General features: G+C 68.8%; 23 protein-coding genes. 7 read left to right on the top strand and 16 right to left on the bottom strand.

Features of this window, described 5'->3' with window-relative positions; translation table 11 throughout:
- Window positions 1–59: 59 nt before the first annotated feature.
- A complete protein-coding gene (locus BLT03_RS15100) occupies window positions 60–668 on the top strand; it encodes a glutathione S-transferase family protein (protein ID WP_092744582.1) in 609 nt (202 codons plus the stop codon).
- A gap of 111 nt (window positions 669–779) precedes the next feature.
- Here the strand turns inward: BLT03_RS15100 and BLT03_RS15095 are convergent, their stop codons facing one another.
- From BLT03_RS15095 to alr, 3 genes are all read right to left on the bottom strand, one after another.
- Window positions 780–2,372: an ABC transporter substrate-binding protein gene (locus BLT03_RS15095; RefSeq protein WP_092744581.1), complete on the bottom strand. Its 1,593-nt coding sequence runs from the start codon at window positions 2,370–2,372 to the stop codon at window positions 780–782.
- 106 nt (window positions 2,373–2,478) lie between these two features.
- Window positions 2,479–3,336 carry a hypothetical protein gene (locus tag BLT03_RS15090; RefSeq protein ID WP_092744580.1) on the bottom strand — a complete coding sequence of 286 codons (858 nt, stop codon included), beginning with the start codon at window positions 3,334–3,336 and terminating at the stop codon, window positions 2,479–2,481.
- Window positions 3,336–4,442, bottom strand: a complete 1,107-nt coding sequence (alr, locus tag BLT03_RS15085; protein ID WP_092744579.1) for an alanine racemase — start codon at window positions 4,440–4,442, stop codon at window positions 3,336–3,338. The genes BLT03_RS15090 and alr overlap by 1 nt, the downstream gene beginning before the upstream one ends.
- A 139-nt stretch (window positions 4,443–4,581) precedes the next feature.
- Here alr and lplT point away from each other — a divergent pair, with 139 nt between their 5' ends.
- From lplT to BLT03_RS15065, 4 genes are all read left to right on the top strand, one after another.
- Window positions 4,582–5,862: a lysophospholipid transporter LplT gene (gene lplT, locus BLT03_RS15080; protein ID WP_092744578.1), complete on the top strand. Its 1,281-nt coding sequence runs from the start codon at window positions 4,582–4,584 to the stop codon at window positions 5,860–5,862.
- Window positions 5,863–6,088: 226 nt separating this feature from the next.
- On the top strand, window positions 6,089–6,961 hold the full coding sequence (locus tag BLT03_RS15075; protein WP_092744577.1) for a DMT family transporter: 873 nt from the start codon (window positions 6,089–6,091) through the stop codon (window positions 6,959–6,961).
- Window positions 6,962–7,223: 262 nt separating this feature from the next.
- Window positions 7,224–8,231, top strand: a complete 1,008-nt coding sequence (locus BLT03_RS15070; RefSeq protein ID WP_092744576.1) for a TRAP transporter substrate-binding protein — start codon at window positions 7,224–7,226, stop codon at window positions 8,229–8,231.
- Window positions 8,232–8,292: 61 nt separating this feature from the next.
- On the top strand, window positions 8,293–8,778 hold the full coding sequence (locus tag BLT03_RS15065; RefSeq protein WP_092744575.1) for a glutathione peroxidase: 486 nt from the start codon (window positions 8,293–8,295) through the stop codon (window positions 8,776–8,778).
- Between the two features lie 72 nt (window positions 8,779–8,850).
- Here BLT03_RS15065 and BLT03_RS15060 read toward each other — a convergent pair whose 3' ends face one another.
- The 3 genes from BLT03_RS15060 to BLT03_RS15050 form a co-directional block, all read right to left on the bottom strand.
- Complete coding sequence (locus BLT03_RS15060) at window positions 8,851–9,438, bottom strand: hypothetical protein (protein ID WP_092744574.1); 588 nt, start codon at window positions 9,436–9,438, stop codon at window positions 8,851–8,853.
- A 76-nt stretch (window positions 9,439–9,514) separates the two neighbouring features.
- Entirely contained in the window at window positions 9,515–9,982 is a 468-nt protein-coding gene (locus BLT03_RS15055) for a hypothetical protein (protein ID WP_092744573.1), read from the bottom strand.
- Window positions 9,983–9,996: 14 nt separating this feature from the next.
- A complete protein-coding gene (locus BLT03_RS15050; protein ID WP_092744572.1) occupies window positions 9,997–10,701 on the bottom strand; it encodes a hypothetical protein in 705 nt (234 codons plus the stop codon).
- Between the two features lie 355 nt (window positions 10,702–11,056).
- On the opposite strand from BLT03_RS15050, the gene BLT03_RS15045 reads away from it, so the two are divergent.
- Together BLT03_RS15045 and BLT03_RS15040 are read left to right on the top strand one after the other, a co-directional pair.
- Entirely contained in the window at window positions 11,057–12,670 is a 1,614-nt protein-coding gene (locus tag BLT03_RS15045) for a hypothetical protein (RefSeq protein WP_092744571.1), read from the top strand.
- Window positions 12,671–12,913: 243 nt separating this feature from the next.
- On the top strand, window positions 12,914–14,527 hold the full coding sequence (locus BLT03_RS15040; protein WP_245711408.1) for a hypothetical protein: 1,614 nt from the start codon (window positions 12,914–12,916) through the stop codon (window positions 14,525–14,527).
- Between the two features lie 13 nt (window positions 14,528–14,540).
- Here the strand turns inward: BLT03_RS15040 and BLT03_RS15035 are convergent, their stop codons facing one another.
- The 10 genes from BLT03_RS15035 to glnK all read right to left on the bottom strand — a co-directional run bounded on the left by BLT03_RS15035 (window position 14,541) and on the right by glnK (window position 23,979).
- Window positions 14,541–15,251 carry a helix-turn-helix transcriptional regulator gene (locus BLT03_RS15035; protein WP_092744569.1) on the bottom strand — a complete coding sequence of 237 codons (711 nt, stop codon included), beginning with the start codon at window positions 15,249–15,251 and terminating at the stop codon, window positions 14,541–14,543.
- A 41-nt stretch (window positions 15,252–15,292) separates the two neighbouring features.
- Window positions 15,293–15,775: a GyrI-like domain-containing protein gene (locus tag BLT03_RS15030; RefSeq protein WP_092744568.1), complete on the bottom strand. Its 483-nt coding sequence runs from the start codon at window positions 15,773–15,775 to the stop codon at window positions 15,293–15,295.
- A 199-nt stretch (window positions 15,776–15,974) separates the two neighbouring features.
- A complete protein-coding gene (locus tag BLT03_RS15025; RefSeq protein ID WP_175537769.1) occupies window positions 15,975–16,403 on the bottom strand; it encodes a VOC family protein in 429 nt (142 codons plus the stop codon).
- Between the two features lie 156 nt (window positions 16,404–16,559).
- A complete protein-coding gene (locus BLT03_RS15020) occupies window positions 16,560–17,561 on the bottom strand; it encodes a ProQ/FINO family protein (protein ID WP_092744617.1) in 1,002 nt (333 codons plus the stop codon).
- A 76-nt stretch (window positions 17,562–17,637) separates the two neighbouring features.
- Complete coding sequence (glcF, locus tag BLT03_RS15015) at window positions 17,638–18,897, bottom strand: glycolate oxidase subunit GlcF (RefSeq protein WP_092744567.1); 1,260 nt, start codon at window positions 18,895–18,897, stop codon at window positions 17,638–17,640.
- Window positions 18,898–18,919: 22 nt separating this feature from the next.
- A complete protein-coding gene (locus BLT03_RS15010; RefSeq protein WP_092744566.1) occupies window positions 18,920–19,723 on the bottom strand; it encodes a YoaK family protein in 804 nt (267 codons plus the stop codon).
- 4 nt (window positions 19,724–19,727) lie between these two features.
- Window positions 19,728–20,852, bottom strand: a complete 1,125-nt coding sequence (gene glcE, locus BLT03_RS15005; protein ID WP_092744565.1) for a glycolate oxidase subunit GlcE — start codon at window positions 20,850–20,852, stop codon at window positions 19,728–19,730.
- A gap of 118 nt (window positions 20,853–20,970) precedes the next feature.
- A complete protein-coding gene (locus tag BLT03_RS15000) occupies window positions 20,971–21,948 on the bottom strand; it encodes an SMP-30/gluconolactonase/LRE family protein (protein ID WP_092744564.1) in 978 nt (325 codons plus the stop codon).
- A gap of 211 nt (window positions 21,949–22,159) precedes the next feature.
- The gene (gene amt, locus BLT03_RS14995; RefSeq protein WP_092744563.1) at window positions 22,160–23,596 is read right to left on the bottom strand and encodes an ammonium transporter; all 1,437 of its coding nucleotides are present in this window, start codon (window positions 23,594–23,596) and stop codon (window positions 22,160–22,162) included.
- Between the two features lie 44 nt (window positions 23,597–23,640).
- A complete protein-coding gene (glnK, locus tag BLT03_RS14990; protein WP_092744562.1) occupies window positions 23,641–23,979 on the bottom strand; it encodes a P-II family nitrogen regulator in 339 nt (112 codons plus the stop codon).
- Window positions 23,980–24,002 lie beyond the last annotated feature (23 nt).

Here is a 24,002-nt window from a genome sequence, read left to right as displayed (position 1 = left end):
GGTAATCGTGCGCTGGCAGCTCATCTTTTAATAGCAAAACCTTTCCACTGGAGCGCCCCATGTCTTCGCTGACCCTCTACTACGCCCCCGGCACCTGTGCCCAGGCCGTGCGCATCGCCTTGAACGAGGCCGGTGCCGAGCACACGCTGGTGCGGCTGGACTTCAAGGCGCAGCAGCAGCGCTCGCCCGAGTACCTGGCCGTCAACCCCAAGGGCCGCGTGCCGGCCCTGGCGACCGAGCACGGCGTGCTGACCGAAACGCCCGCGCTGCTGGCCTACGTGGCCCAGCGCTTTCCCGCCGCCCGGCTGGCGCCCACCGATCCCCACGGGTTCGCGCGCATGCAGGAATTCAACAGTTACCTGGCCTCCACCGTGCACGTGGCCCACGCCCACCGCCCCCGCGCCAGCCGCTGGGCCGACGAGCCCGAGGCCATCGCCGCGATGCAGCGCAAGGTCGGCGCCAACATGGCCGAATGCTTCGAGCTGATTGAGCGCCACCTGGACGGCCCGTGGGCACTGGGCGAGCACTACTCGGTGAGCGACGGCTACCTGTTCACCGTGAGCGGATGGCTGCAAAGCGATGGCGTGGACATCGCACGGTTCCCCAAGGTGCACGCCCACGCCCAGCGCGTGGCGGCCCGGCCGGCGGTGCAGCAGGCGACCGATTGATCGGCGGGCGGCTGCGGCACGCCCCGTAGAAAAGCCCCGTGGGCCTGAGCGGTCCACGGGGCTTTTTTGCGAGGGCGCGGTGCGGGCCGCCGCCGTTCCGTCCAGTCCGGTTCAATTCACCTTCAGCAGCCGCCAGTCGATGCGGTTGTCCGCGCGGTGGACGATCTCCACCTTCTGCGAGGCTGCCCACGGAATCACCTGGTTGTACAGCGGGATGTGCGAGATGAGTTGGTGGTCCTGCACCAGCGCCTGCTCGATCAGGGTGTTGCGCGTGGCGGCGTCGGTTTCCTTTTTGATGCGTTCGATCAGCGCGTCCTGCTGCGGATCGCTGAAGCGGCCGAGGTTGAAATTGCCGTCGCCACCGGCGCCGGGCGAGCGGATCAGCGACTGCAGCGAATAGAACGCGTCGAACGTCGGCACGCCCCAGCCCAGCAGGTAGATGCTGGCTTCGTTGCGCTGGATCATCGGGAAGTACGCGGCGAAGGGCAGCGTGCGCAGCTTGGCCCGCACGCCCACCTTGGACCACTGCGCCGTGATGGCCTGGCACAGCTGTTCGTCGTTGATGTAGCGGCCCGCACTGCAGGCGAAGTCCACATCGAAGCCCTGCGGGTAGCCGGCCTCGGCCAACAGCTTCTGCGCCGCGGCGGGATCGTAGGGCCAGCGCACGTCGGCCTTCGGGGTCCAGCCGTTCACCTGCCGCGCGATGATCGCGCCGGTGGGCTGGGCCAGGCCGCGCAGCACCACGCGCTGGATGGCGTTGATGTCGATGGCCTGGTACAGCGCCTTGCGCACGCGCACGTCCTTGAGCGGGTTCTTGCCCTTCACGCTGGAGTTCTGCAGCTCGTCGCGGAACTGGTCCAGGCCCAGGAAGATGGTGCGGTTCTCGGCGCCGTCGAGCACTTTCAGCCCGGCGGTCTGGCGGATGCGGGGCACGTCCTGCAGGCTGGGGTCGAGCACGAAGTCCACCTCGCCCGACAGCAGCGCCGCCGTGCGCGTGGCGTCGGACTTGATGGGCGTGTAGACCACATCCGTTACGTTGCCCCCGAATTTGCCCTTGCCCCACCAGTGGGGGTTGGCGGCCAGCACCAGGCGCTGGTCGGGCGCCCAGGACTTGAGCACGAACGGACCCGTGCCCAGCGTGTTGCGGTGGGTGTAGGGCTCGTCGCTGGTCTTGATGTCCTTGGGCGCCGTGGCGTTGTTCTTTTCCGCCCAGGGCTTGCTCATGATGCGCAGCTCGGTCAACTGGTTGACCAGCACCGGGTTGGGCACCTCGGAGAAGATGTCCACGGTGTGGGCGTCCACCACTTCCACTCGGTCGATGCCCTGCGTGTACACGGCGTAGTTGGAGGTCTTGGCCTTGGCGCGCTCCAGCGAGAACTTCACGTCGTCGGCCGTGAGGGCGGAGCCATCGCTGAACTTCACGCCCTGGCGCAGCGTGATGCGCAGCTGCGTGGGGCCGACCAGCTTCCAGGCAGTGGCCAGTTGCGGCTCGGGCTTGAAGGTCTTGCTGTTGTATTCGACCAGCGTTTCGTACACCGCCGAATGCAGCGCGTTGTTCACGCCCACGTTCTGCGCGTGGATGTCCCACGAGGACACGTCGGCCGAGCGGGCGAAGCGGAAGGTGGCGGACTGCGCGGCCAGCGGGGTGCCCACGGTGAACACGGCAGCGGCCAGGGTGGCCGCGAGGGAAAGCGAAAAGCGCATGGTGCGAAGGCCTTGAAGCAACGAAGAGTGCGGCCACTATGCCTGCGGCGCCCCGCGCGGCGAACGACTTTGTCGTTCTAACGTTATGCGGGCCGGCGCACCTTTTTCAGCGCGCGCGCAGCATGCGCAACGCTTGCGGCAACGAATTCGCGTGCGGCAGGAAGTGGTCGATGGCCCAGCCCAGCGCCACGGCGCACAGCAGGGCCCCGAGCAGCGGCTTCCAGGTCAGCCGCACTGCGGCCGAGAGCCAGCCGGCCCGCTCCACACCCATGGCCGCGTGCGCCGTGGCATACGAAAACGCCAGTTCCACCGCCACGGCCAGCAGCACGTCGAAGCCGAAATACAGCAGCGCGAGCGCGCCCGCCCCCAGCACCAGGGCCGCGCCGATGAGGAAGATGGCCACCACGGGCACGATCACCACCGCGCCCTCGTCCGCGCCGCTGGCGGCATCCAGTGCCCCGCTGGCGACATCGCCCAGCCCGTCTCCGACTTTTTCACCCAGGCCATCACCCAGGCCGCTGCCGAAATCACCGCTCGCACCGCCCCCGCCGAAGTCGCCGCCGCCCCCGCTGCGCGGCCAGGGCGCCCGCACGCCGCCGGTGGGCAGGTCGATGTCGGGCACCAGGTCGATGCCGTCCGCCCAGCCGCTGTCGCCTTCGTCCCGCCGGCGGGGCGGGCGCACCAGCCACGCCGCCCACGCGCGCAGCACCAGCAGGTAGGCGACGTAGCCCACGCCCAGCGTGGCCAGATAGCGCAGGGCGAGCGAGTCCACGCCCATCACCATCTGCAGGTGCGACGTCGCCCACATCAGCACCATCATGAAAGCGCCGATGCACCAGCCGTGCACATGCAGGCGGTGGCGCTGGCGCAGGGTCTGCACCAGTTCGCGGTCGGGCGCCCGCACCCGGCGCCAGGTCGAGCCCTTGCCGGGCCGGGGTGCCGCGGCGCGCTGGCCCGGCCGCATCAGGCCACCACCACGGGCACGCGCGCCGCCAAAGCGCACATCAACTCCCAGCTCACCGTGCCGGCGGCATGGGCCACTTCATCGACGGGCAGGACCGTGCCGTTGGCCGCGCGGCCCCACATCGTGGCTTCGGCGCCGAACCCGGCCTCCACACCGGCGGCGATCACGGGGGACAGGTCCACCGTGATCATGTCCATGCTCACCCGGCCCACCACGCGCGTTCGCACGCCGTTCACCAGCACCGGCGTGCCCGTGCCTGCATGGCGCGGGTAGCCGTCGGCATAGCCGCAGGCCACCACGCCGATGGTGAGCGGCGCATCGGCCGTGAAGGCGGAGCCGTAGCCCACGGTGTCGCCAGCCTGCACATGCTGCACGGCGATCACCCGGGCCGCGAGCGTCATCGCGGGCTGCAGGTTCCAGTGGGCGACGTCGTGCTCGGGGTAGTCCGGCGCGCTGCCGTACAGCACGATGCCCGCGCGGATCCAGTCGCCGCGCACGCGGGTGTCGCCCGCGTGACGCAGGGTGGCCGCGCTGTTGCACACGCTTTTCTCGCCGGGCAGGTCCTGCGTGGCGGTGTGAAAGGCGTCCATCTGGTGCGCGATGCCGCGTGGGCCGTCGGCATCGCTGAAGTGCGTCATGAACGAGATCTCGTCAACCTGCGTGAGGGCGTTGAGCCGCGCCCAGGCCGAGCGGTAGCGCTCGGGCGTGAAGCCCAGGCGGTTCATGCCGGTGTTCATCTTGAGGAAGACGCGGTGTGGCGCCTGCGTCTTGTGCGCGGCCAGCCAGTCGATCTGCTCGTCGCAGTGCACCGCGTGCCACAGCCCCAGGCGCGAGCACAGCTCCAGGTCGCGCGGCTCGAACACGCCCTCCAGCAGCAGGATGGGGCCGCGCCAGCCGAGGGCCCGCAGGCGCTCGGCTTCGGCCAGGTCCAGCAGCGCGAAGCCGTCGGCGCCGCGCAGCCCTTCGAACACGCGCTCGATGCCGTGGCCGTAGGCATTGGCCTTGACCACGGCCCAGGCCAGCGCGTCGGGCGCACCGGCGCGCGCGCGCTCCAGATTGTGTTGCAGTGCAGCAGTGTGGATGGTGGCTTGGATGGGACGCGGCATGGGCTTGATCTGCGGAGCGAAAAGGAAAGAATTCTGGCATCGCCCTCTGGAAACCGCGTGATATAACCGCCAGTCACTTGCACCGGGTTCCGATATTTAACAGGGCATCAGGCCAACTGATGCACCCACCAGCCATTCGATGAAGCGCGGTTTCTACACCATCATGTCGGCGCAGTTTTTCAGCTCGCTGGCCGACAACGCACTTTTCGTGGCCGCCGTGGAATTGCTGCGCACCAACGGTTCGCCGGAATGGCAGCGCGCAGCGCTCGTGCCGATGTTCGCGCTGTTCTATGTCGTGCTCGCGCCGTTCGTGGGGGCCTTCGCCGACGCGCTGCCCAAGGGCAAGGTCATGTTCTTCAGCAACGCGATCAAGGTCGTGGGCTGCCTCATGATGCTGTTCGGCTCCCACCCGCTCATCGCGTATGCGGTCGTCGGCCTGGGCGCCGCGGCCTATTCGCCGGCCAAGTACGGCATCCTCACCGAACTGCTGCCGGCCTCGCAGCTGGTCAAGGCCAACGGCTGGATCGAGGGGCTGACCATCGCCTCCATCATCCTGGGCGTGCTGCTGGGCGGCCAGCTCGTGGGGCCCGCCATCTCGCACCTGCTGCTGTCGGTGGACCTGCCCATGGTGGACACCGGCGTGGACACCGCGGCGGAGGCGGCCATCGCCGCGCTGATCGTGCTGTACCTGGTCGCCGCGTGGTTCAACACCCGCATTCCCCACACCGGCGTGGAGATGCGCCCCCTGCCCTCCAACCCGCTGGCGATGCTCCCCGACTTCTGGGCCTGCAACAACCGCCTGTGGCGCGACAAGCTGGGCCAGATCTCGCTGTCCACCACCACCCTGTTCTGGGGCGCGGGCGGCAACCTCAAGTTCATCGTGCTGGCCTGGGCGGCGGCCGCGCTCTCCTACAACACCACGCAGGCCTCGGCCCTGACCGGGGTGGTGGCCATTGGCACGGCCGTGGGCGCAGTGGTCGCGTCCATGCGCATGCGGCTCGATATGGCGACCAAGGTGATTCCGCTGGGCATCGCCATGGGCCTGCTGCTGGTGCTGATGGTGTTCATCAAGAGCATCTGGATCGCCATTCCCTTCCTCATCCTGCTGGGCGGCCTGGGCGGCTACCTCGTGGTGCCGATGAACGCGCTGCTGCAGCACCGGGGCCACAACCTGATGGGCGCGGGCCGCTCCATCGCCGTACAGAATTTCAACGAGCAGGCCTGCATCCTGGCCCTGGGGGCGTTCTACAGCCTGTCGCTCAAGATGGGGCTGTCGGTGTTCGGCGCGATCACCGCGTTCGGCCTCGTGGTGGCCGGGGTGATGTGGCTCATTCGCCGCTGGCACCAGCACAACTGCGTGCGCTACCGCGAAGAGGTGGACCACCTGCTGCACCTGGCGCGGCACGACCACCACCACTGATCGCAGGGTCCCGGGGCGCCAGCCCTGCCTTGGCTGGTTCCGCCAGATTCCGATCCGCAGGCCCGGCTTGCCATCCTGCGGAAATGGAAAGTACAACTTAACCACAGCCTGACATCGGGCTGTCTTGATTCCACGGCAGAGAATCGGCCGATGCTGCGGCCCCTTCTCCAACGTGCCCTTCCGACTGCCCCGCGGATGCACGGCCGCCGCCGCACCACGATTTTTCATGTCCTCGCCGCTTCCCATCTTCGCCCTGCTGTTCAACGCTTTCGTCTGGGGGCTGGCGTGGTGGCCGTTCCGTGTGATGCACGGCGCGGGGCTGCACCCGCTGTGGGCGACCGCGGTGATGTACTGCGCCATCCTGCTCGGCCTGCTGGCGCTGCGCCCCGGCCTGTGGGCCCAGGTGCGCCAGCACCCGCAGCTGTGGCTGCTCGCCCTGAGCTCGGGGCTGAACAACGTGGCCTTCAACTGGGCGGTGACGGTGGGCGACGTGGTCCGCGTGATCCTGCTGTTCTATCTCATGCCCGTCTGGGGGCTGCTGCTGGCCTGGCGCGTGCTGGGCGAGCGGCCCACACCCATGGCGCTGCTGCGGCTGGCCCTGGCGCTGGCGGGCCTGGTGCTGGTGCTGCTGCCCGAAGGCGCCTCGCCCGCCCGGCTGTGGGAGAACCTGTCGATGGCCGATGGCCTGGCGCTGATGGGCGGCTTCACCTTCGCGCTGACCAACGTCACCCTGCGGCGCCTGCACGCGGTGCCGGGCCAGGCGCGCATGTTCGTGATGTTCGGCGGCTGCATGTTGATGGCGCTGGCCGTCGCCTGCATCGGGCTGAAGGTGGGCATCGTGGAGCCGTTTCCCGCGGTGAACGCCACCTGGGTCGTCACCGCCGCCCTGCTGGCGGTGGCGCTGTGGCTGGGCAACGGGGCGCTGCAGTTCGGGGCGTCCCGGCTGGCTGCGGGCACCACGGCGGTGGTGCTGCTGTCCGAAGTGGTGTTCGCCAGCGTCTCGTCGGTGCTGCTGGCCGCGGCGCAACTGCAGCCGCGCACCTTGCTGGGGGGCGGGCTGATCGTGTTCGCCGCCCTGCTGGCAGCGCTGCGGCGCTGACGCCGCACCCAGCGCCGTGCCAGCGCTTGACCGGCACGCACGCCACGCCCTGCGGAGCCGCATCGGCTTCAAGGTCGAAAACCGCCGCCACCGCCGTATTAAATGCGCTGACAGCTATTAATTCAATAGCAACCGGCATTTATTTACCTGCGCAGCTCTGCCGCCGGTATAGTTATTGCAAGTTACGCCCCAGTTACGCATCCAGCGGTGGCCGTTGCCTTGCATTCGCAGGCCGGTCTCCGTCGCTCTCGGAGATCTCTGTATGAAACGTCGTTCATGGTGCGCCCTTTTGCTGGCGCTCGGGCCCCTGGCACTGTCGGGCGCCGCCTCGGCGCAAACGCGCTGGACCCTCGCGACGGGCTACCTGCCCGAGGTGTTCCACACCGTCAACCTGCAGCAGTTCGCCAAGGAGGTGAACGAGCGCACGCAGGGCGCGCTGGTCATCGACGTGCGGCCCGACAACAGCGTGGCCAAGCTGTCGGAGATTGCGGGCCAGGTGCGCGCGGGCAAGATCGCCGCCGGCGAAGTGCTGCTGAGCACGCTCGCGGCCGACACCAAGCTGGCGGGCGCCGACGCCATTCCGTTCATCGTGGGCAGTTATGACGATGCGCTGCGGCTGTGGAAGGCCCAGCGCCCCGTGCTGCAGGAAGCGCTCGACCGCCAGGGGCTGGTGGCCCTGTACGCCGTGCCATGGCCGGCGCAAGGCCTGTTCACCACCAAACCCATCCGCCACGCGAGCGACCTGCGCGGCGCCAAGATGCGCAGCTACAGCCCCAGCACCGTGCGCATCGCCCAGCTGATGGGCGCCACGCCGGTGGACGTGCCCACCAAGGGCATCAACCAGGCCGTGCTGGACCGGCAGATCGACACCCTGTTCACTTCGCCGGTCACCGGCGTGGAAAACAAGGTGTGGGAGCTGCCCATCAAATACTTCTACAACGTGCATGGCTGGTACCCCAAGAACCTCGTGATGGTGAACAAGGCCCAGTGGCTGGCGCTGCCCGAGGCCACGCGCAAGACCGTGCAGGAGGCCGCCGACAAAGCCCAGGCGCGCGGCTGGAGCGCGAGCGACGCGGCGTCCAGTGCATCGGTCGCAGAGCTGGCCCGCAACGGCATCAAGGTGGAAACGCCCGACTTCGAGCTGCGGCGCGAACTGCGGCGCCTGGGCGAGCAGTTCTCGCTGGAATACATTCGCGAGACCGGCGCGGAAGGCAACCGCATGATGATTCCGTACTTCGCCGGAGAGGCCGCTGCCGCCAAGGCGCCGTGACGACCGCGGCGCTGGCTGCGGCGGTGCCCCGATCCACCGACCGTTTTGCAAGGATGCCGCCATGACCAGCGCCTACGATTTCGAAGCCCGGCAGATGAACGGCCAGACCGTGCCGCTGCGCCAGTACCAGGGGCAGATCCTGCTCATCGTCAACACCGCCAGCGCCTGCGGCTTCACGCCGCAGTTCGCCGGGCTGGAGGCGCTGCACCAGCAATACGCCGGCCAGGGCCTGGCCGTGCTGGGGTTTCCCTGCAACCAGTTCGGCCGCCAGGACCCGGGCAGCAACGACGAGATCGCCAGCTTCTGCCAGCTCAACTACGGCGTGAGCTTTTCGATGATGGCCAAGATCGACGTGAACGGCGCCCAGGCCGATCCGCTGTACCGCTGGCTCAAGGCCGAAGCGCCGGGGCTGCTGGGCACGAAGGCGATCAAGTGGAACTTCACCAAGTTCCTGATCGGGCGCGACGGGCAGGTGCTGCGCCGCTACGGCCCGCGGGACACGCCGCAGTCGATGGCGGGCGACATCGAGGCGGCCCTCAAGCGCTGAACCCGGTGTAGCTGAGCCCCGGTGTGGCTGAGTCCGGCGATGGCTGAGCCTGGCCGGGGCCAATCAGCCCGGTCATGCAGGCACGGGCTTTTCGAGATCGATGATCGCCATCGGCACCTTCTTGTAGGCGAGGTAGTCCCATTTCAGGTACAGGAACTGCCCGCCGTCCGGTTGCGGAACCATGCCGTAGAAGGCGGGGCGCGGCGTCTTGGCATTGGTGACGATGAACTGCGCGGCGCGCATCAGGTCTTCCGTCTTGACGACGGCCACCGAGCGCAGGCTGCCGCCCTGGCCGGTCAGGAAAGCCTGCACCGTGAGGTGCGGAAACACATAGCCGTCCTGCCGGGCATTGAGCGCCATCAGCCGCTTCTGGTATTCGGTCTCCGCGCCTGATGGGCGGGCATAGCGGATGGTGAAGCTGCGGTGGTTTTCCTCCGTCCACTGCACGCGGCTGGCGAGGCCCCGGATCGCGCCGGGCTGGTTCATCACCTGCCAGGCGTCGATGCCCGCCAAAAGATCCAGTTCGTCCTTGAAGTCGCGCGACGCATTGGCCTCGACCGGCCGGATCTTGCCGCCGCCCACCATCGGGTAGTGCTGGATCGCGGGCCACACGATATTGGCGAAGTCCGCGGCGCTGGCGGACAGGTTTTTAAGCAACATGGTTTTCCTCCCGCCGAAATCTTAGCCTGCGGGGGTTCGGCAGCCCCCGGCCGCGCCCCTTTCGACCGGGGGAAATTCAGCGCTGCGGCTGCGGATCGCCCCGCACCACGAAATGCCGCGAAAAGCCGAGCGGCCGCGTGACGCCTTTGGGCTCCGACATGAACGGCACGCGAAAGCCCGGGGTCTGCAGGATTTCCACGCTCCAGTCGGTGTCGCCGACGAAGCGAAAGCGCACGGTGTTTCCCCCTTCGACCCCGATCAGCGAGAAGCTGCCCGTCGTGTAGGCGCCGCCAAGGGTGGCCGCGTCCAGGGGCTGCCACTGCCCGTCGAACAGCGTGATGTGCAGCAGGTCTTCCTGCGGAATATCGTCGCTGGTGAAGAGCAGGTAGAAATCGCGCCACTGGAAGGCGGCCTCCAGCACCACGCCGTCCGCACGGGCCTCGGTGGGTTGGCCGTTCACGGCGATACGGCTTTTCAGCGGGGCATCGCCGCCAGCGCTCGGCAAGGGCGCCAGGGCGACTTCCGATCGGGTCAGGTTGCGCATCGCAGGCCCGCCGCTCACCACAGGAAGTCCACCCCGAACGCCGCCAGCGCGCCGCCCACGAAGGCGCCGATGGCCACGCACGCCGGCGCGCCCGGCCCGCACGCCAGGCCGGCCAGCGCCCCGCCCGCGATGCCGCCGCCGATGCCCGCCCCGGTCACCGCGATTTCCTTGCCGGCCGCGGCGGTCTTGTCGGTCGCCGTGGCCACGTTGTAGACCGAGAGCGCGATGGACAGCACGATCAGCCCCCGACCCGCGCGCGACAGGCTGCGCATGGTCTGGGTCACCCGGGGGTTGGATCTGCCGGCGGACTTGACGATCTCGCCATAGACCGCGTTCTGCTGCGCGGCCGTCAGGCGGTCGAACTGCACGTTGGGGCCGTGGAGCTGCTGGGCCTTGCGGGCGATGAGCTCGTTGAGCGTCTTGCCCTCGGCCTTGAGGCTCTGCGCCATCGCCCGCCCGACCGGGGTGCTGCGCCCGCGGATGATCTCCATGATGGTGTTGCGCGCCTCCTGCGCCTGCTCGGCCGCCTGCGCCCAGGTGATGCGTCCGCTCATGGCCTCGAACTGCAGGTCGTTGGCCATCGCCTGGATCTGCCGGGTGTAGGCCAGCCGGGCCGAGGCGTCCAGCGAAAGGTGCGCCCCGGCGTTGGCCACCTCGGCCTTCAGGGCCTGGATGGCCGAGTCAAAGGCGGCACGGTCTTTCGGATCGTCGTTTGCCATGGAATCTTGTCTCCTTCTCTGCTCTGGATGCGGTGCGCTTGAGGGGATGCCGGTGGACTGAGGGACAGTCGCCGGCTTTGTTGTGTTGCACCGGTGCGTGGGGACACGCACGTTGCCGAAATTAACCGCCCAAGTCCGATTCGGGCGAAACCATTGGTCAAAGAAGTTTCAAAGCGTGTAAATCCAGAGGCGCCGCAAATTTCGCCAAAAAACCCCGCCCATCACGTTTTTCCACCCCTTTCTCCTCTGGCGCGGGCCGCATCCCTCCCCAGGTCGGGATTGCAAAACCCGGTGAATTTGTATCTATTACGGCCTTGCCCGAAAATTTTTGAAGAACAGGGAAGGAACTTTTCAAATGGCTTTTCGTGGAGTGGTGAAGACTTTGGCGCTGTGCGCCGCAGGCCTGTGGATGGCCTCCCCTGCCCTGGCACAGACCGCCCCGGCCCCCGTGTCCACCGCTGAGCCGGACCCCGGCATGTGGGCTTTCGACGGCGAGCTGAACGGCCAGCCCGGCCGCAGCCTGCAGATCGATACGCAGCTGGGCCGCACCATGATCGTGTCGTACCTGGGCTACCGGGCCAACGGATCGGCCCTGTTCCTGCAGGCGAGCGGGGTGCGCGGCGCCAACGACACTGCGTTCACGGCGCCACTGCAGGAGTTTCGCAACGGCAGGACGATCGGCGGGGGCCCCGGCAATGGCGAACTGGCCGGAACGCTGGGCGACATCCGCCTGGCCTTCGACACGCCCACCACCGGAACCGTGACGCTGCCCGGCGACGTGACCCGCCGGATCTCGCGCTACAGCTACGGCGATTACTACTGGAGGGATGGCATGGAAGGCACGGTCATCTCGGCCCCCCCGCCATACGACGGGAGTGTGACGCCGACCGCCTACCGCATCCAGCTGAAGGGCGGCAATCTGCAAATGAATCAACTCACGACCTCGCAAGGCCGGCTTTGCAGCTATGCAGGGGCCTACGCTGTGAGAGGAGCCTTGCTGGAATCCGAAGGCACCGCCACCTGCACCGAGGCCAACGGCACGCAGCAGCGTAGCCCTTACCGGATGGAGCGGTTCGCGGTGGACAGCCTCGGCATGTTCAGCGGGACAGTGCTGCAAGGCGACAGGAAGATTCATTTCATGGGCCCTTGCCTTGCAGGCGCCGTCTTCACCGGCAGCCCCGATACCTGCGCGCCCTTTGGCAACCGCCTGGCAGTGACAGTGCAGCCCGGGATGTGGGCCATCGACGACGAAATGGACGGCCGGCCCGGCCGCAGCCTGCAGATCGACACCCACAACGGCAGGACACCGATCATCGTGTCCTACCTGGGCTACCGGCCGGACGGCTCTTCCGTCTTCATGCAGGGCAGCACGTCGGAGCGCACGTCAGGCACCACGGAGCGTTTTGCCATGCCGCTGCGCGAATTTCGCAACGGGCCGGTGATCGGCGGCGTCCCGGGCCAGGGTGGCGAACTGGCCTCGACCATGGGAGAAATACAGCTGGAGTTCGACAGCCCCACGACGGGCACGGTCAAGCTGCCGTTCGAGACGCCACGCCGCATTTCCAGGTTCCGCTACGAAGACCATGCAGTGCGGTTCGACAAGACCTATTCCGCCAGCATTTACCCCGCCTGGAGAACGAGCGGGACCACTGCATCCCTGGACATCGTGGCGCGCAACAACGTGTTCCGCATGGACACGCGGTCGTCAGACTGGAAATACTGCGAGTACCGGGGGACTTATCGGCTGGCGGGGGACGGCCTCACATCCGACGGCACGCGCACCTGCAACCCACACAATGAAAACGGCACCGGCACCACGGTCGAGCCCTACAGCATCGAGCAATTCTCGGTGGACCGCAACGGAGTGCTGCGGGGATCGATGCGCGTGGGCGGGGACCGGTTCCTGTACATGGGCAGTTGCGGGGCCGGCTATTACTGCTCCGGCCCGGGGCTGGACCTGCCGCGCTGAAAGCCAAAGCAGCGGGCGGCGCAAAGCACTGCCCTCGATCAGCGGCAGACGCTGGACCATTTGAATAAAAAAGGCTTCCAGCGCATATTCCCCTAGGGAACATTGCTATCAATAAAATAGCAACAGCAATCGAAGTGACGCCGGGAGCCGGCAATGGCAGCGGATGCCATTGCCGGCCACCCTCTTCAGACCTCCGCCATTCCTTCGAAAGGGACTGGCCAACCCTATCGAAGGAGCTTCTGCATGCCTTGCATCTCTCACTATTTCGCCATGCGCAAGACCCTGGCGCTGTGCGCCGGGAGCCTGGTGCTCGCCTCATCGTCCTGGGCGCAGACCCCCGCCGCCCCCAATGCCGAGCCGGAGCCGGGCCTCTGGGCTTTCGAGGGCGAATTGAACGGCCAGCCCGGCCGCAGCCTGCAGATCGACACCGAGCAGGGCCGCGCGCTCATCGTGTCCTACCTGGGCTACCGGGCCGATGGGACTTCCCTGTTCCTGCAGGCCAGCGGCCTGCGCAGCGGCGACAGCTCGGCGTTCCGGGGCCCGCTGCAGGAGTTCCGCAACGGCCCGCCCGTGATCGGCGGCGGCGCGGGCAACGGCGAAGTGGCGGGCAGCCCGGGGGAGACCCAGTTGACCTTCGACTCCCCCACCTCCGGCACCGTCACGCTGCCGGGCGACGCGGCGCGCCGCATTTCGCGCTTCACTTACGGACCTATGGTGATCGGCAGCAGCAGCGGGCTATACACCTTGCAGACTTATTCGAGCCGCCTGAACCCGACCCCCACCGCCTCCTACCGCATCGAAATGCGCAGCGGTAATTTCCTCATGAGCCAACTGACCACGTCCGACGGCCGGATGTGCTCCTATTCGGGCACGTACCAAAAGCGCGGACAGGGCATCGAGTCCGACGGAACTGCCAGTTGCGTGGACCCTTCCGGCACTCAGGTGCGCAGTCCGTACCGGATCGAGCAGTTCGCCGTCGACAGCTATGGGCTGGCTACCGGCACGCTGCGCAAGGACGGGATCGAATCCTTCTTCATGGGCGCCTGCCATGCGGGCGCAATCTTTCTCGGCAGCCCCGCCACCTGCGCGTCAAGCTCCTCGCGAACCGACGTCATGGTGCAGCCAGGCATCTGGGCTTTCGACGATGAGTTGAATGGCCGTCCAGGCCGCAGCCTGCAGATCGACACCCAGAACGGCAGCCGCGCGCTGGTGCTGTCGTACCTGGGCTACCGCACCGACGGCTCTTCGCTGTTCATGCAGGGCAGCACCGCCAACCGCGACACCAGCAACCAGTTCACGGTGCCGTTGACCGAATTCCGCAACGGTCCGGTGATCGGCGGCGCCATCCGGCCCGCGGATGTGGCCTCGACCGTGGGCGCGGCGACCATCGTGTTCGACAGCCCCACCACTGGCACTATCACGCTGCCCTTCGACACGCCGCGCCGAATCTCGCGCTTTCGCTACGAAGACCATTTGGTGCGCTTCAACAAGGCCTTTTCCGCTCAGGTCTATCCGTTCTGGTCACCCACTGGAACCGCCACGAGCATCGACATGGTCGTGCGCGACAACGTCTTTCGCATGGACACGAGAACCGAAAACCCGTCCGTGGCCTGTGAGTACCGCGGCACCTACCGCCTCTCGGGCGAGGGACTGGACTCGGAAGGCACGCGCACTTGCACCGCCTCCACCGGCACCACGAGCGAGGCCTATCGCGCGGAGCAGTTCACCGTGGACCGCAACGGCCTGCTGCGCGGCATGATGCAGAACGCCTCAGACGGCGGCGGCCGGTACATCTACCTTGGGGCTTGCTGGAACGGGCGCCTGTGCACGCAGCCCGAGCTGGAGCAGCCGCGCTGAAGACAGCAGAGCATCAGCCGCGGCGGCGACCCGCATCGGGACCGGCGCGGTCCCATATCTGCCGCATCATGTCGGCCAGCGTCCGGCCGGGCTCCAACGCGAAGCGCTCCGGCAGCACCTCGAGCGACACGATGCGGTCCACGCGGAAGCCGCGGAAGTCGCCGCGCAGTTCGCACCAGCAGGACAGCGTCCAGACCTTGCCCCAGTAAATGCACCCCAGCGGCCGCACGCGGCGCTCGCTGGGGCGGCCCAGTTCGTCGGCGTAGTCCAGTCGCACCACGTTGCGGGACTGCACAGCCTCGCGCAGGGGCCGCAGCAGGGCCTGGGTGCGCGGGTCCACCGCCATGGCCGGGGCATAGAGCGCCTGCGCCTCGGCGGCGGCGCGGGCCGCGGGCGGCAGCACCGAAAGGATCTTGCCCAGCGCGCTTTCCACCTCGGTGGCCAGGCCGGTGTCCAGCCAGGACTGTGCCAGCCGGGCCGCGGCGACGAGCGCGTTGGCCTCGCCCTGGCTGAACATGAGCGGCGGCAGGTCGAAGCCCGCGCCCAGCCGGTAGCCCATGCCGGCCTCGCCCTCGATGGGCACACCCTGGTGCTGCAGGTCGGCCACATCGCGATAGATGGTGCGGGCCGACACCTCCAGCCGCTTGGCGAGAAAGTCGGCCGTGGACAGGCGCCTCCCCCGGATGAGCTGGACGATCTGGAACAGTCGGTCGGCGCGGCGCATGGGCGATGGCGGTCGGGCGATGGCGGTCTGGGGAGAAGCGCTCAGCCGAGCACGCCGATGTAGACCGCGACCCGGTCCGGCCCTTCGTAGGCCTCGAAATCCACGGCGAAGCGGCGGCGCACCGGAGGTTGCTGCTGCGGTTGTTGTTGTTGAAAGTAATGCCAGATGTCGATCCACGTGTCGATCACGGCCTGCGGCAGCGTGCCCTGCCGGCGAAACACGAGGTATTCGCCGGCCGGCACCGCCACCTGGGTGAAACCCGGCGCCACGGGCGTGCCGTCCAGCGCGACGCCGGCCAGCACGTCGAAGTCGCCGTCCTGGTCCGAGGCGTAGCCGCTGTACACGCCCATCACGCGCGGCTGCGGCTCGCCGGGACGCACCTGCTGGGCGATGCCTTCGGCAAAGAACCGCTGCCACAGGGTGCCGAGGCGGGCCTGCGCAGGGTCGCGCTCATCGCGGTTATTGGTGCGCGTGGCAATGCCGGCCACGGTGAATGCGCCGACGGTTTCGCGGGTAGGGGTCATGGGGAAAAGCTCCAGAACAGAAAAAGAAAACGGCGGCGCTGCGCACCCTCGGTGCATGGTGCCAGCCGCTGCACTGCAGGGCGATGCAGGATGCAGGACGAGCAGCTGGCGCACCGGCCCGCATGCTACCGAACCGAGCCGCCCATCTGGTTGGGAAAAAAGCCGCTGCGCTCGGCGGCGGCCAGTGCGATCAGCGCGATCAGCGGGCCATGGCGTGCAGCCCGACGGTGTTGCCCTCGGTGTCGCACACGTTGGCGATGAAGCCGATGCCGTTGGGCAGTTCGATGCAGGCGTCGATCACGCGGCCGCCAGCGGCTGCGATGCGCGAGACCGCGGCGTCCAGGCCTGGCGTGCAGTCCAGGTAGATGCGCGTGCCGGCGTCCGGCGCCACTTGGCGGCCCTCGATGAGGCAACCGCCCGTGGCAGGCCGGTCGTAGGCGAAGACGGCCAGCGGCTCGCCACCGCCGAAGCTCTGCCGGTGCATGGGGCGGCCGAGCACTTGTTCATAGAACGCCTGTGCGCGGTCGAGATCGGCGCAGGGAATCTCGAACCAGGTGATGGCGCTGGTCGCCGCAGCGGGCGCGGCGGAGGGAGTGGAAGCGTGGGACGGTGCGGAAGCGGAAGCCATGGAGAAAGGTCCTTTCGGTCGTTGTTGCGAAGGACTCCATGGTGCGGGGGGGCTCCTGACAGCGTCATGTCAGTGGTGTGGCGGCCGAAGCACGCACACCACAGAAAAAAGCCCGCCCCCCGCGGGCGGACTGACCAGCTAACGCGCTGGCACGGTTCAGGCTTCGGCTGGGCCTTCCGATGCTGCGGCCGCCGGCGCGTCGGAGGCGTCTGGCGCATCGGACTCCTCTGGTGCCGCTGCCGGCGCTGGCGCTGCAGCGGGTGCGGCACGCAGTTGGCGGGCGCGGTGCAGCGAACGTTCGGCCGTGCGCGGGTCCATGCCGTACATGTCGGCGAACTGCGCCACCGTGCTGCCGCTGGCCTCGAAGGCACGCAACAGCGCTTCGGCCTTGGCGTCGCGTTCGGCCACTTCAGCGAAGGCTTCGTCGAGCAGCGCGTTGGCGGCTTCGTCGCGGCCGCGCACCAGCGTGTCGTAGGCCTCGCGGCTGAGGCCCGAGGCTTCGTAGGCCTGCGCGATGCGGCGGCGCAGCTTGGCGGTCATGTCTTCACCGTCGCGGGGCTTGCGGCGGCGGAACACTTCCAGCAGCGCATGGTGCACATGCTCGGGCGCCATGGCCTCGACGGCATTGCCCTGCAGATCGTGGCGCTGGCGGCCTTCGGCCACCACTTGCAGGTAGCGCGTGGAGCGGGTGTGGATGCCCAGGGCGAGCTTGAGCGCGTCGCGCTCGAACACATCGGGATGCGCCGCCAGCAGGTCCTGGAAGATGCCGCGCTTGAGCGGCAAGAACTGCGCGCCGAACAGATGCGGGTACAGCGCAGCGAGCTGCTCCAGCGCCGGGTGCGTGCGGCGCGGGCCTTGTGGGCCGGCGCCTTTGCTGGCGTTGTTCTGGGGGGCCGCCTGTGCGGAGGACGGTGCGCCCGCTGCGCCCGGTGCACCACCGGCGCCGGGCTTGCGGCGGTTGCGCCCGCCACGGCGGGACGCGGGCCGGTCGCCGCGCGGTGCGGAGTCTTGCGCCGCTTCGCCGCCTGGCTGTTCGGCGGAGACAGGGGATTCCACTGCGGCAACGGTAGCGGCAGTGGCATCGGTCCCGGCCGGTGCGGTGGGGGCCGGCGCGGGGACGTTGTTCTGTTGTTCTTGTGCGGTCACGGGGTCGGTCATGGCGAAGAAACGCGGTTGGTGCGCGGCAGCGCGGCGGTCAAAACCCGCCATCATGCCAGCCTTGGTGCGCGCAGGGTCAGCGGGCGGCGGCGGAGAGCGCTTCGTCCAGCACTTCCACCCAGTGCCGCACCGGGATCGCCGTGCCGCTTTGCAGGTGGGTGATGCAGCCGATATTGGCCGACAGGATGGCCCCTGGCGGCTGCTCGCCGAACGCCTCGTCCAGCGCACCGAGCTTGCGGTCGCGCAGCGGGTAGGCCAGCTCGGGCTGCAGCACCGAATAGGTTCCGGCCGAGCCGCAGCACAGGTGCGATTCGGTGCGCGCCACCCGCACTCTGAAGCCCAGCTCGCTCAGGTGGCGCTCGACGCCGCCGCGCAGTTTCTGGCCGTGCTGCAGCGTGCACGGCGGGTGGTAGGCGAACAGCGTGTCCGGTGGCACCACGCGGCCGCGCAGCGTGCCGGCCAGCTCGGACAGCAGTTCGGGCAGCCACTCGGACAGGTCCTGCGTCATCGCGCCGATGCGGGCCGCGCGCTCGGCGTAGGCCGGATCGTCCTTCAGCAGATGGCCGTAATCCTTCACGGTGACGCCGCAGCCCGAGGCGTTCATGACGATGGCCTCGACCCCGCCCTGCTCCACATAGGGCCACCAGGCATCGATGTTGGCGCGCATCTGCGCCTTGCCGCCCTCCTGGTCGTTCAGGTGAAAGCGCACGGCGCCGCAGCAGCCGGCCTGCGGAGCGATCACCGCCTGGATGCCCGCGGCATCGAGCACGCGCGCCGTGGCAGCGTTGATGTTGGGCGCCATCGAAGGCTGCACGCACCCGGCGAGCATGAGCACCTTGCGCGCGTGTTCGCGGCCGGGCCAGGCGCCGGCCGGCTGCGGCGCCGGCACCTTGGCGCGCAGGCTTTTCGGCAGCAGCCCGCGCACGGCCTGGCCGGCTTTCATGGCGGGGCCGAACAGCGGCGAGGGCAGTCCTTCCTTCAAGGCCCAGCGCACGGCGCGCTCGCCCACGGGGCGCTCGACCTTCTCGTCCACGAGCTTGCGGCCGATGTCCACGAGGTGGCCGTACTGCACGCCGCTCGGGCAGGTGGTTTCGCAGTTGCGGCAGGTCAGGCAGCGGTCCAGGTGCAACTGGGTCTTGCGCGTGGGCTGCTCGCCCTCCAGCACCTGCTTGATGAGGTAGATGCGCCCGCGCGGACCATCGAGTTCGTCGCCCAGCAACTGGTAGGTAGGGCAGGTGGCGGTGCAAAAGCCGCAGTGCACGCATTTGCGCAGAATGGCTTCGGCCTCGCGGCCTTCGGGCGTGCCCTGGTACTCGGGAGCGAGCGTGGTTTGCATGGCGTGTCTCGGCGGTAGGTGGTCAGGGGCCGGGGGGCTCGGCCTGCGCGGTATGGCGGGCCAGCGCGCGGCGCGCGCGCCAGAACTTGGCCAGGTGTTCGAAATCGGCCGCCAGCGGCGGCAGCGACAGGCCCAGCAGGATGGCGGCCAGGGGCACCACCCAGATGAAGCCGACGTGCTTGAACCCGGCCGCGCCCACGATGCCGCCCACGGTGAACATGGCCAGCAGGCTGGCGAACAGCTTCAGCCGCGCCTGGTTGGCGTGCACCTGCGCCTCGGGCGGCGTGCCGCTGCGGTTCCAGTACAGCATCTTGCCGATCTCGATCCCCAGGTCGGTCGCCACGCCGGTCATGTGCGTGGTGCGGATCTGGGCGGAAGACATCTTGGTGACCACCGCGTTCTGCAGCCCCATCAGAAAGGCCAGCAGCAGCACGGTGAGCGGCACGGAAAACGGCGTGCGCCATTCCAGCGTGATCGCGCCGAGCAGCCCGAAGACCAGCAGCAGCACGGCTTCGAGCAGCAGCGGCAGCGCGAAGCCGCTGCGCAGCCGATGGTGGCGCGCCCAGTTGACCAGGATGGCCGTGGTGCCGGCACCCGACATGAAGGCCCACAGCGTGCCCACCGCGCCCAGCACCAGCGCCATGTTGCCCAGCACAAGGTTGTCGGCCACCGTCGACAGGAACCCGGTCATGTGCGAGGTGTACCGGTGCACGACCAGAAAGCCGCCCGCGTTCACCGCGCCGGCATTGAAGGCCAGCAGCAGGCCGAGCAGGCGGTTGGTGGACGGGGTCCGGTGCCGGCCGGTGAGGTGCCGCAGCAGGCGCATGGCGCTACCGCCCGATGTCCATCCGGCCGGGGTTGAAGAGGCCCGCCGGATCGAAGGCCTGCTGGAGCCGGGCATGGATTTGTGCCAGGGCCCCGGCAGGATTTGGATCAAAACGTGCCTCTGCCGCCGTATCCACTGCGCTGGGCGCTATGAAAAGAGAAGCACTGCCGCCCACGGCTTGCGCGGCCTGGTGCAGCGCGGCGCCGTCCCCCTGGGCGGCCTGTACCCACCGCAGCGCGCCGTGCCATTCGATGAGCGGCGGCAGCACGCCGGCCGGCAGCGACAGCACGGGTGCGGCGGCCGGCACCGACAGGCGCCACAGCGCCAGGTCCGGGCGGGCGACACGGCCGGCGAACCAGGGCAGGGTCTGGTCGCGGCACGCCTGCCAGTCGCGCGCGGCGGTGGCGGGGTCCACGCGCTCGCCACCCATGCTGCGGCACGCGGCGTCCACGGCGGCCACCGCCCCGCGCAGGCGCACCCACAGCGATCCGGTGCCGCCCGCCCCGCCCTCCCAGCGGCTGGCATTGAGCGGCAGCGGCTGGCCGCTCCACGCCTGCAGGCGGCGCAGCGCATCGGCCTGGTTGTTCTCGAAGCGCAAGGTGGCATCGGCCGGCGGCACCGGCAGCACCTTGAGGCTGACCTCGGTGATCAGGCCCAGCGTGCCCCAGGCGCCCACCATGAGCCGCGAGACGTCGTAGCCGGCGACGTTTTTCATCACCTGGCCGCCGAAGCGCAGCAGCTCGGCCCGGCCGTTGATCAGCTCCAGCCCCAGCACGTAGTCGCGCACGGCGCCCACACTGGCGCGCGCGGGGCCCGACAGCCCGGCCGCCACCATGCCGCCCACTGTGGCGCCCGGCCCGAAGTGCGGCGGCTCGAAAGGCAGGCATTGTCCATGGGCGGCCAGCGCGGCTTCCAGGTCGGCCAAGGGCGTGCCCGCACGGGCCGTGACGACCAACTCGCTCGGCTCATAGTTCACGATGCCCGAGAGCGCGGCGGTGCTCAGCCGCTCGCCATGCAGCGCCGCCCCGCCATGGAAGTCTTTGGTGCCCCCGCCGCAGATGCGCAGCGGGGTGCGCTGGCGGACGCTTTCGCGCACGCGGTCGAGGGTGTGGCTGAGGGCGGAATCCATGGCGTGGATCGTACCGGCCCGCTTTTGCCAGCGGGGCGCGGTGGGCCGTGAATTTTTTGAACGCGCCGCGTGAATCCCGTCGCGTGGCGCCTTTTTCCACCGGGTCCTGTGGCCTTCCTCAGGCGAGGCCGGCGGGCAACTCCGCTTCTTCGTACCAGTTCACGGGCAGGCCGGCGACCGGCTGGCGCTCGCCGGCGGCCAGCAGGTGGCCGGAATGGGGAAGGCGCTCCAGCTCATCGGCAGGGCGGCCCTGGCGCGCCGTCGTGACGAACAGCGTGGCGCCATCCTGCCCGTCGGCAGCCAGGCAGGGCATGGTCGGGCACTGCGCGGGCACGGTGATATCGGACACGATGTCGCCCCCGGGTGAGAGCCGCAGCACGCGGCCGCCTTCGTACATGGCGCACCAGTAGTGGCCTTCGGCATCCACGGTGGCGCCGTCGGGCCGGCCGCCGTAGCCCGGCTGGCCGGGTTTCCAGCCGTCAGGTTTGCCGGCGAAGGTGTGCAGCAGGCGCGGGGACCCGACGGGGTTGCCCGATGCATCGCAGTCCCAGGCGCGGATCGCGTGCGAGGGCGTATCGACCCAATACAGCGTGCGGCCATCCGGCGACCAGGCCAGGCCGTTGGCCGTGGCCACGCCGTCGAGCACCTGGCGCACGCCGGGCGCGCCGGCCTGCCGCCCGTCGACGCAGTACAGCGAGGCGACCGGCTGGCGCGGCCCCGATGCGGGCTCGTGCACGGTGCCGACCCAGAAGCGGCCCAGGGCATCGCACTTGCCGTCGTTGGCCCGTTGCGTGGACGGATCGATGGGCAGCCGGGCCACCGGCACCAGGGGGCCGCCCCAGGCCGTGGCGCGGTACAGGGTGTCGCGCAGGGCGATCACCAGCCCGCTGGGTTCGCCCGCGGTGCGCGCCGGCGCGATGCAGCCGGGCTCGGACGGCATGGCCCAGCGCTCGGCCTGGCCCGAGGCAGGGTGCAGGCGGCAGAGCGCGCGGCCGGCGATGTCCACCCAGTACAGGCGCGATTCGATCGGGTGCCAGAAAGGCGATTCGCCCAGTTGGTCGGGCTCGGAAGCGGCGGGGCGCCAGTCCGTGGGCATGGGAGAGTCTCCTGGAAATGGAAGGGGGCCGAATGGAAGGGGCTGGCGGCAGGCCACTGCGCCGCCCCCGGCCCGCACCATTATTCGCGGCCGGCCCGCCCCGGCCAAAAAAAAGGCCCACCTTGCGGCGGGCCCAATGTCCAGGAGGAATATCTCGCTTGTTGTCGCACTGCCGCGATGCCACCAGTCACCGCGGCAGGGATCCCATGGGTCAGCGGTTGTAGGCGGTTTCGCCGTGCGACGTGATGTCCAGCCCTTCGCGCTCGGCTTCTTCCGGCACGCGCAGGCCCACCAGCAGGTCGGCGATCTTGTAGGCGATGAAGGCCACCACGCCAGACCACACGATGGTGATCACCACGCTCTTGAGCTGGATCCACACTTGTGCGCCCATGGCGAAGGTGTCGGGGGTCAGGCCGCCCGTGCCGCCCAGGCCTTGCGATGCGAACACGCCGGTCAGGATGGCACCGATGATGCCGCCCACGCCATGCACACCGAACACGTCGAACGCGTCGTCGGCGCCCAGCATCTTCTTGAGGCCACCCACGCCCCAGAGGCACACCACACCGGCGATCAGGCCGAGCACGATGGAGCCCATGGGACCCACGAAGCCGGCAGCCGGCGTGACCGCCACCAGACCGGCGACGGCACCGGAGGCAGCGCCCAGCATGGAGGCCTTGCCCTTGTGCAGGGACTCGCCGGCCAGCCAGCTCAGCGTGGCGGCCGCGGTGGCCAGCACGGTGTTGATGAAGGCCAGGCCCGCAGCGCCGTTGGCGGCACCGGCGGAGCCGGCGTTGAAGCCGAACCAGCCCACCCACAGCAGCGAGGCACCGACCATCGTCAGCGTGAGGCTGTGGGGCGTGAGCGCTTCCTTGCCGAAGCCGATGCGCTTGCCCACCATGTAGGCACCCACCAGACCGGCGATCCCTGCGTTGATGTGCACCACGGTGCCGCCAGCGAAGTCGAGCGCGCCGTCCTTCGCCAACAGGCCACCGCCCCACACCATGTGGGCCATGGGGATGTAGCTGAAGGTGAACCACAGCACGGCGAAGATCAGCACGGCAGCGAACTTGATGCGCTCGGCGAACGAGCCCACGATCAGCGCGACGGTGATGGCCGCGAAGGTGCCCTGGAAGGCCACGAACACGTATTCAGGGATGGTCGGCAGCATGCCCGAGAGCGTGTCCGGCGCGATGCCCTTCAGGAAAATCTTGTCGAAGCCGCCGAAGAACGTGCCTTCGCCGCCGAACGTGAGGGTGTAGCCGTACACGGCCCACAGCACGCTCATCAGCGAGAAGATCACGAACACCTGCACCAGCACCGACAGCATGTTCTTGGAGCGGGCCAGGCCGCCGTAGAACAGGGCCAGGCCCGGGATGGTCATGAGGATCACGAGCAGCGTGGAGGTCAGCATCCAGGCCGTGTCGCCCGAATCGAGCTTGGGCGTGGGGGCCGCGGCCGGTGCAGCCGCTGCGGCGGCTTCGGCCGGTGCGGGCGCTGCGGCCACGGGAGCGGGAGCCGCGGCCGGCGCAGCGGCAGCAGGAGCCGTCGCGGCAGTGGGTTCGGACGCGGCGGGTGTCTGGGCCAGCACGGCAGTGCCGGAGGCCATCAGGCTCAACCCCAGCAGGAAAGAAGCAAGCATTTTTTTCATGGCGGTTTCTCTTGGGTCTGGTGAGAGGCGCGGGGGGCCGGGCCTTACAGGGCTTCCTTGCCGGTTTCGCCGGTGCGGATGCGGACGACCTGCTCCAGGTGGCACACGAAGACTTTGCCGTCACCGATCTTGCCGGTGCGTGCGGCGCCCTCGATGGCTTCGATGACGCGGTCCACCAGTTCATCGGACACGGCGGCCTCGATCTTCACCTTGGGCAGGAAATCGACCACGTACTCGGCGCCGCGGTACAGCTCGGTGTGGCCCTTTTGCCGGCCGAAGCCCTTGACCTCGGTCACCGTAATGCCCTGGACCCCGATGTCCGACAGGGCTTCGCGCACCTCGTCGAGCTTGAAGGGCTTGATGATGGCTGTCACCATTTTCATGTTTCTATCTCCGTTGGGGCGCC

The sequence above is a fragment of the Paracidovorax valerianellae genome (assembly GCF_900102625.1).
Classification (GTDB): Bacteria; Pseudomonadota; Gammaproteobacteria; order Burkholderiales; family Burkholderiaceae_C; genus Paracidovorax; species Paracidovorax valerianellae.
Note: the sequence above shows the minus strand (reverse complement) of the source record. Positions and strands in the feature narration are given on the sequence as shown.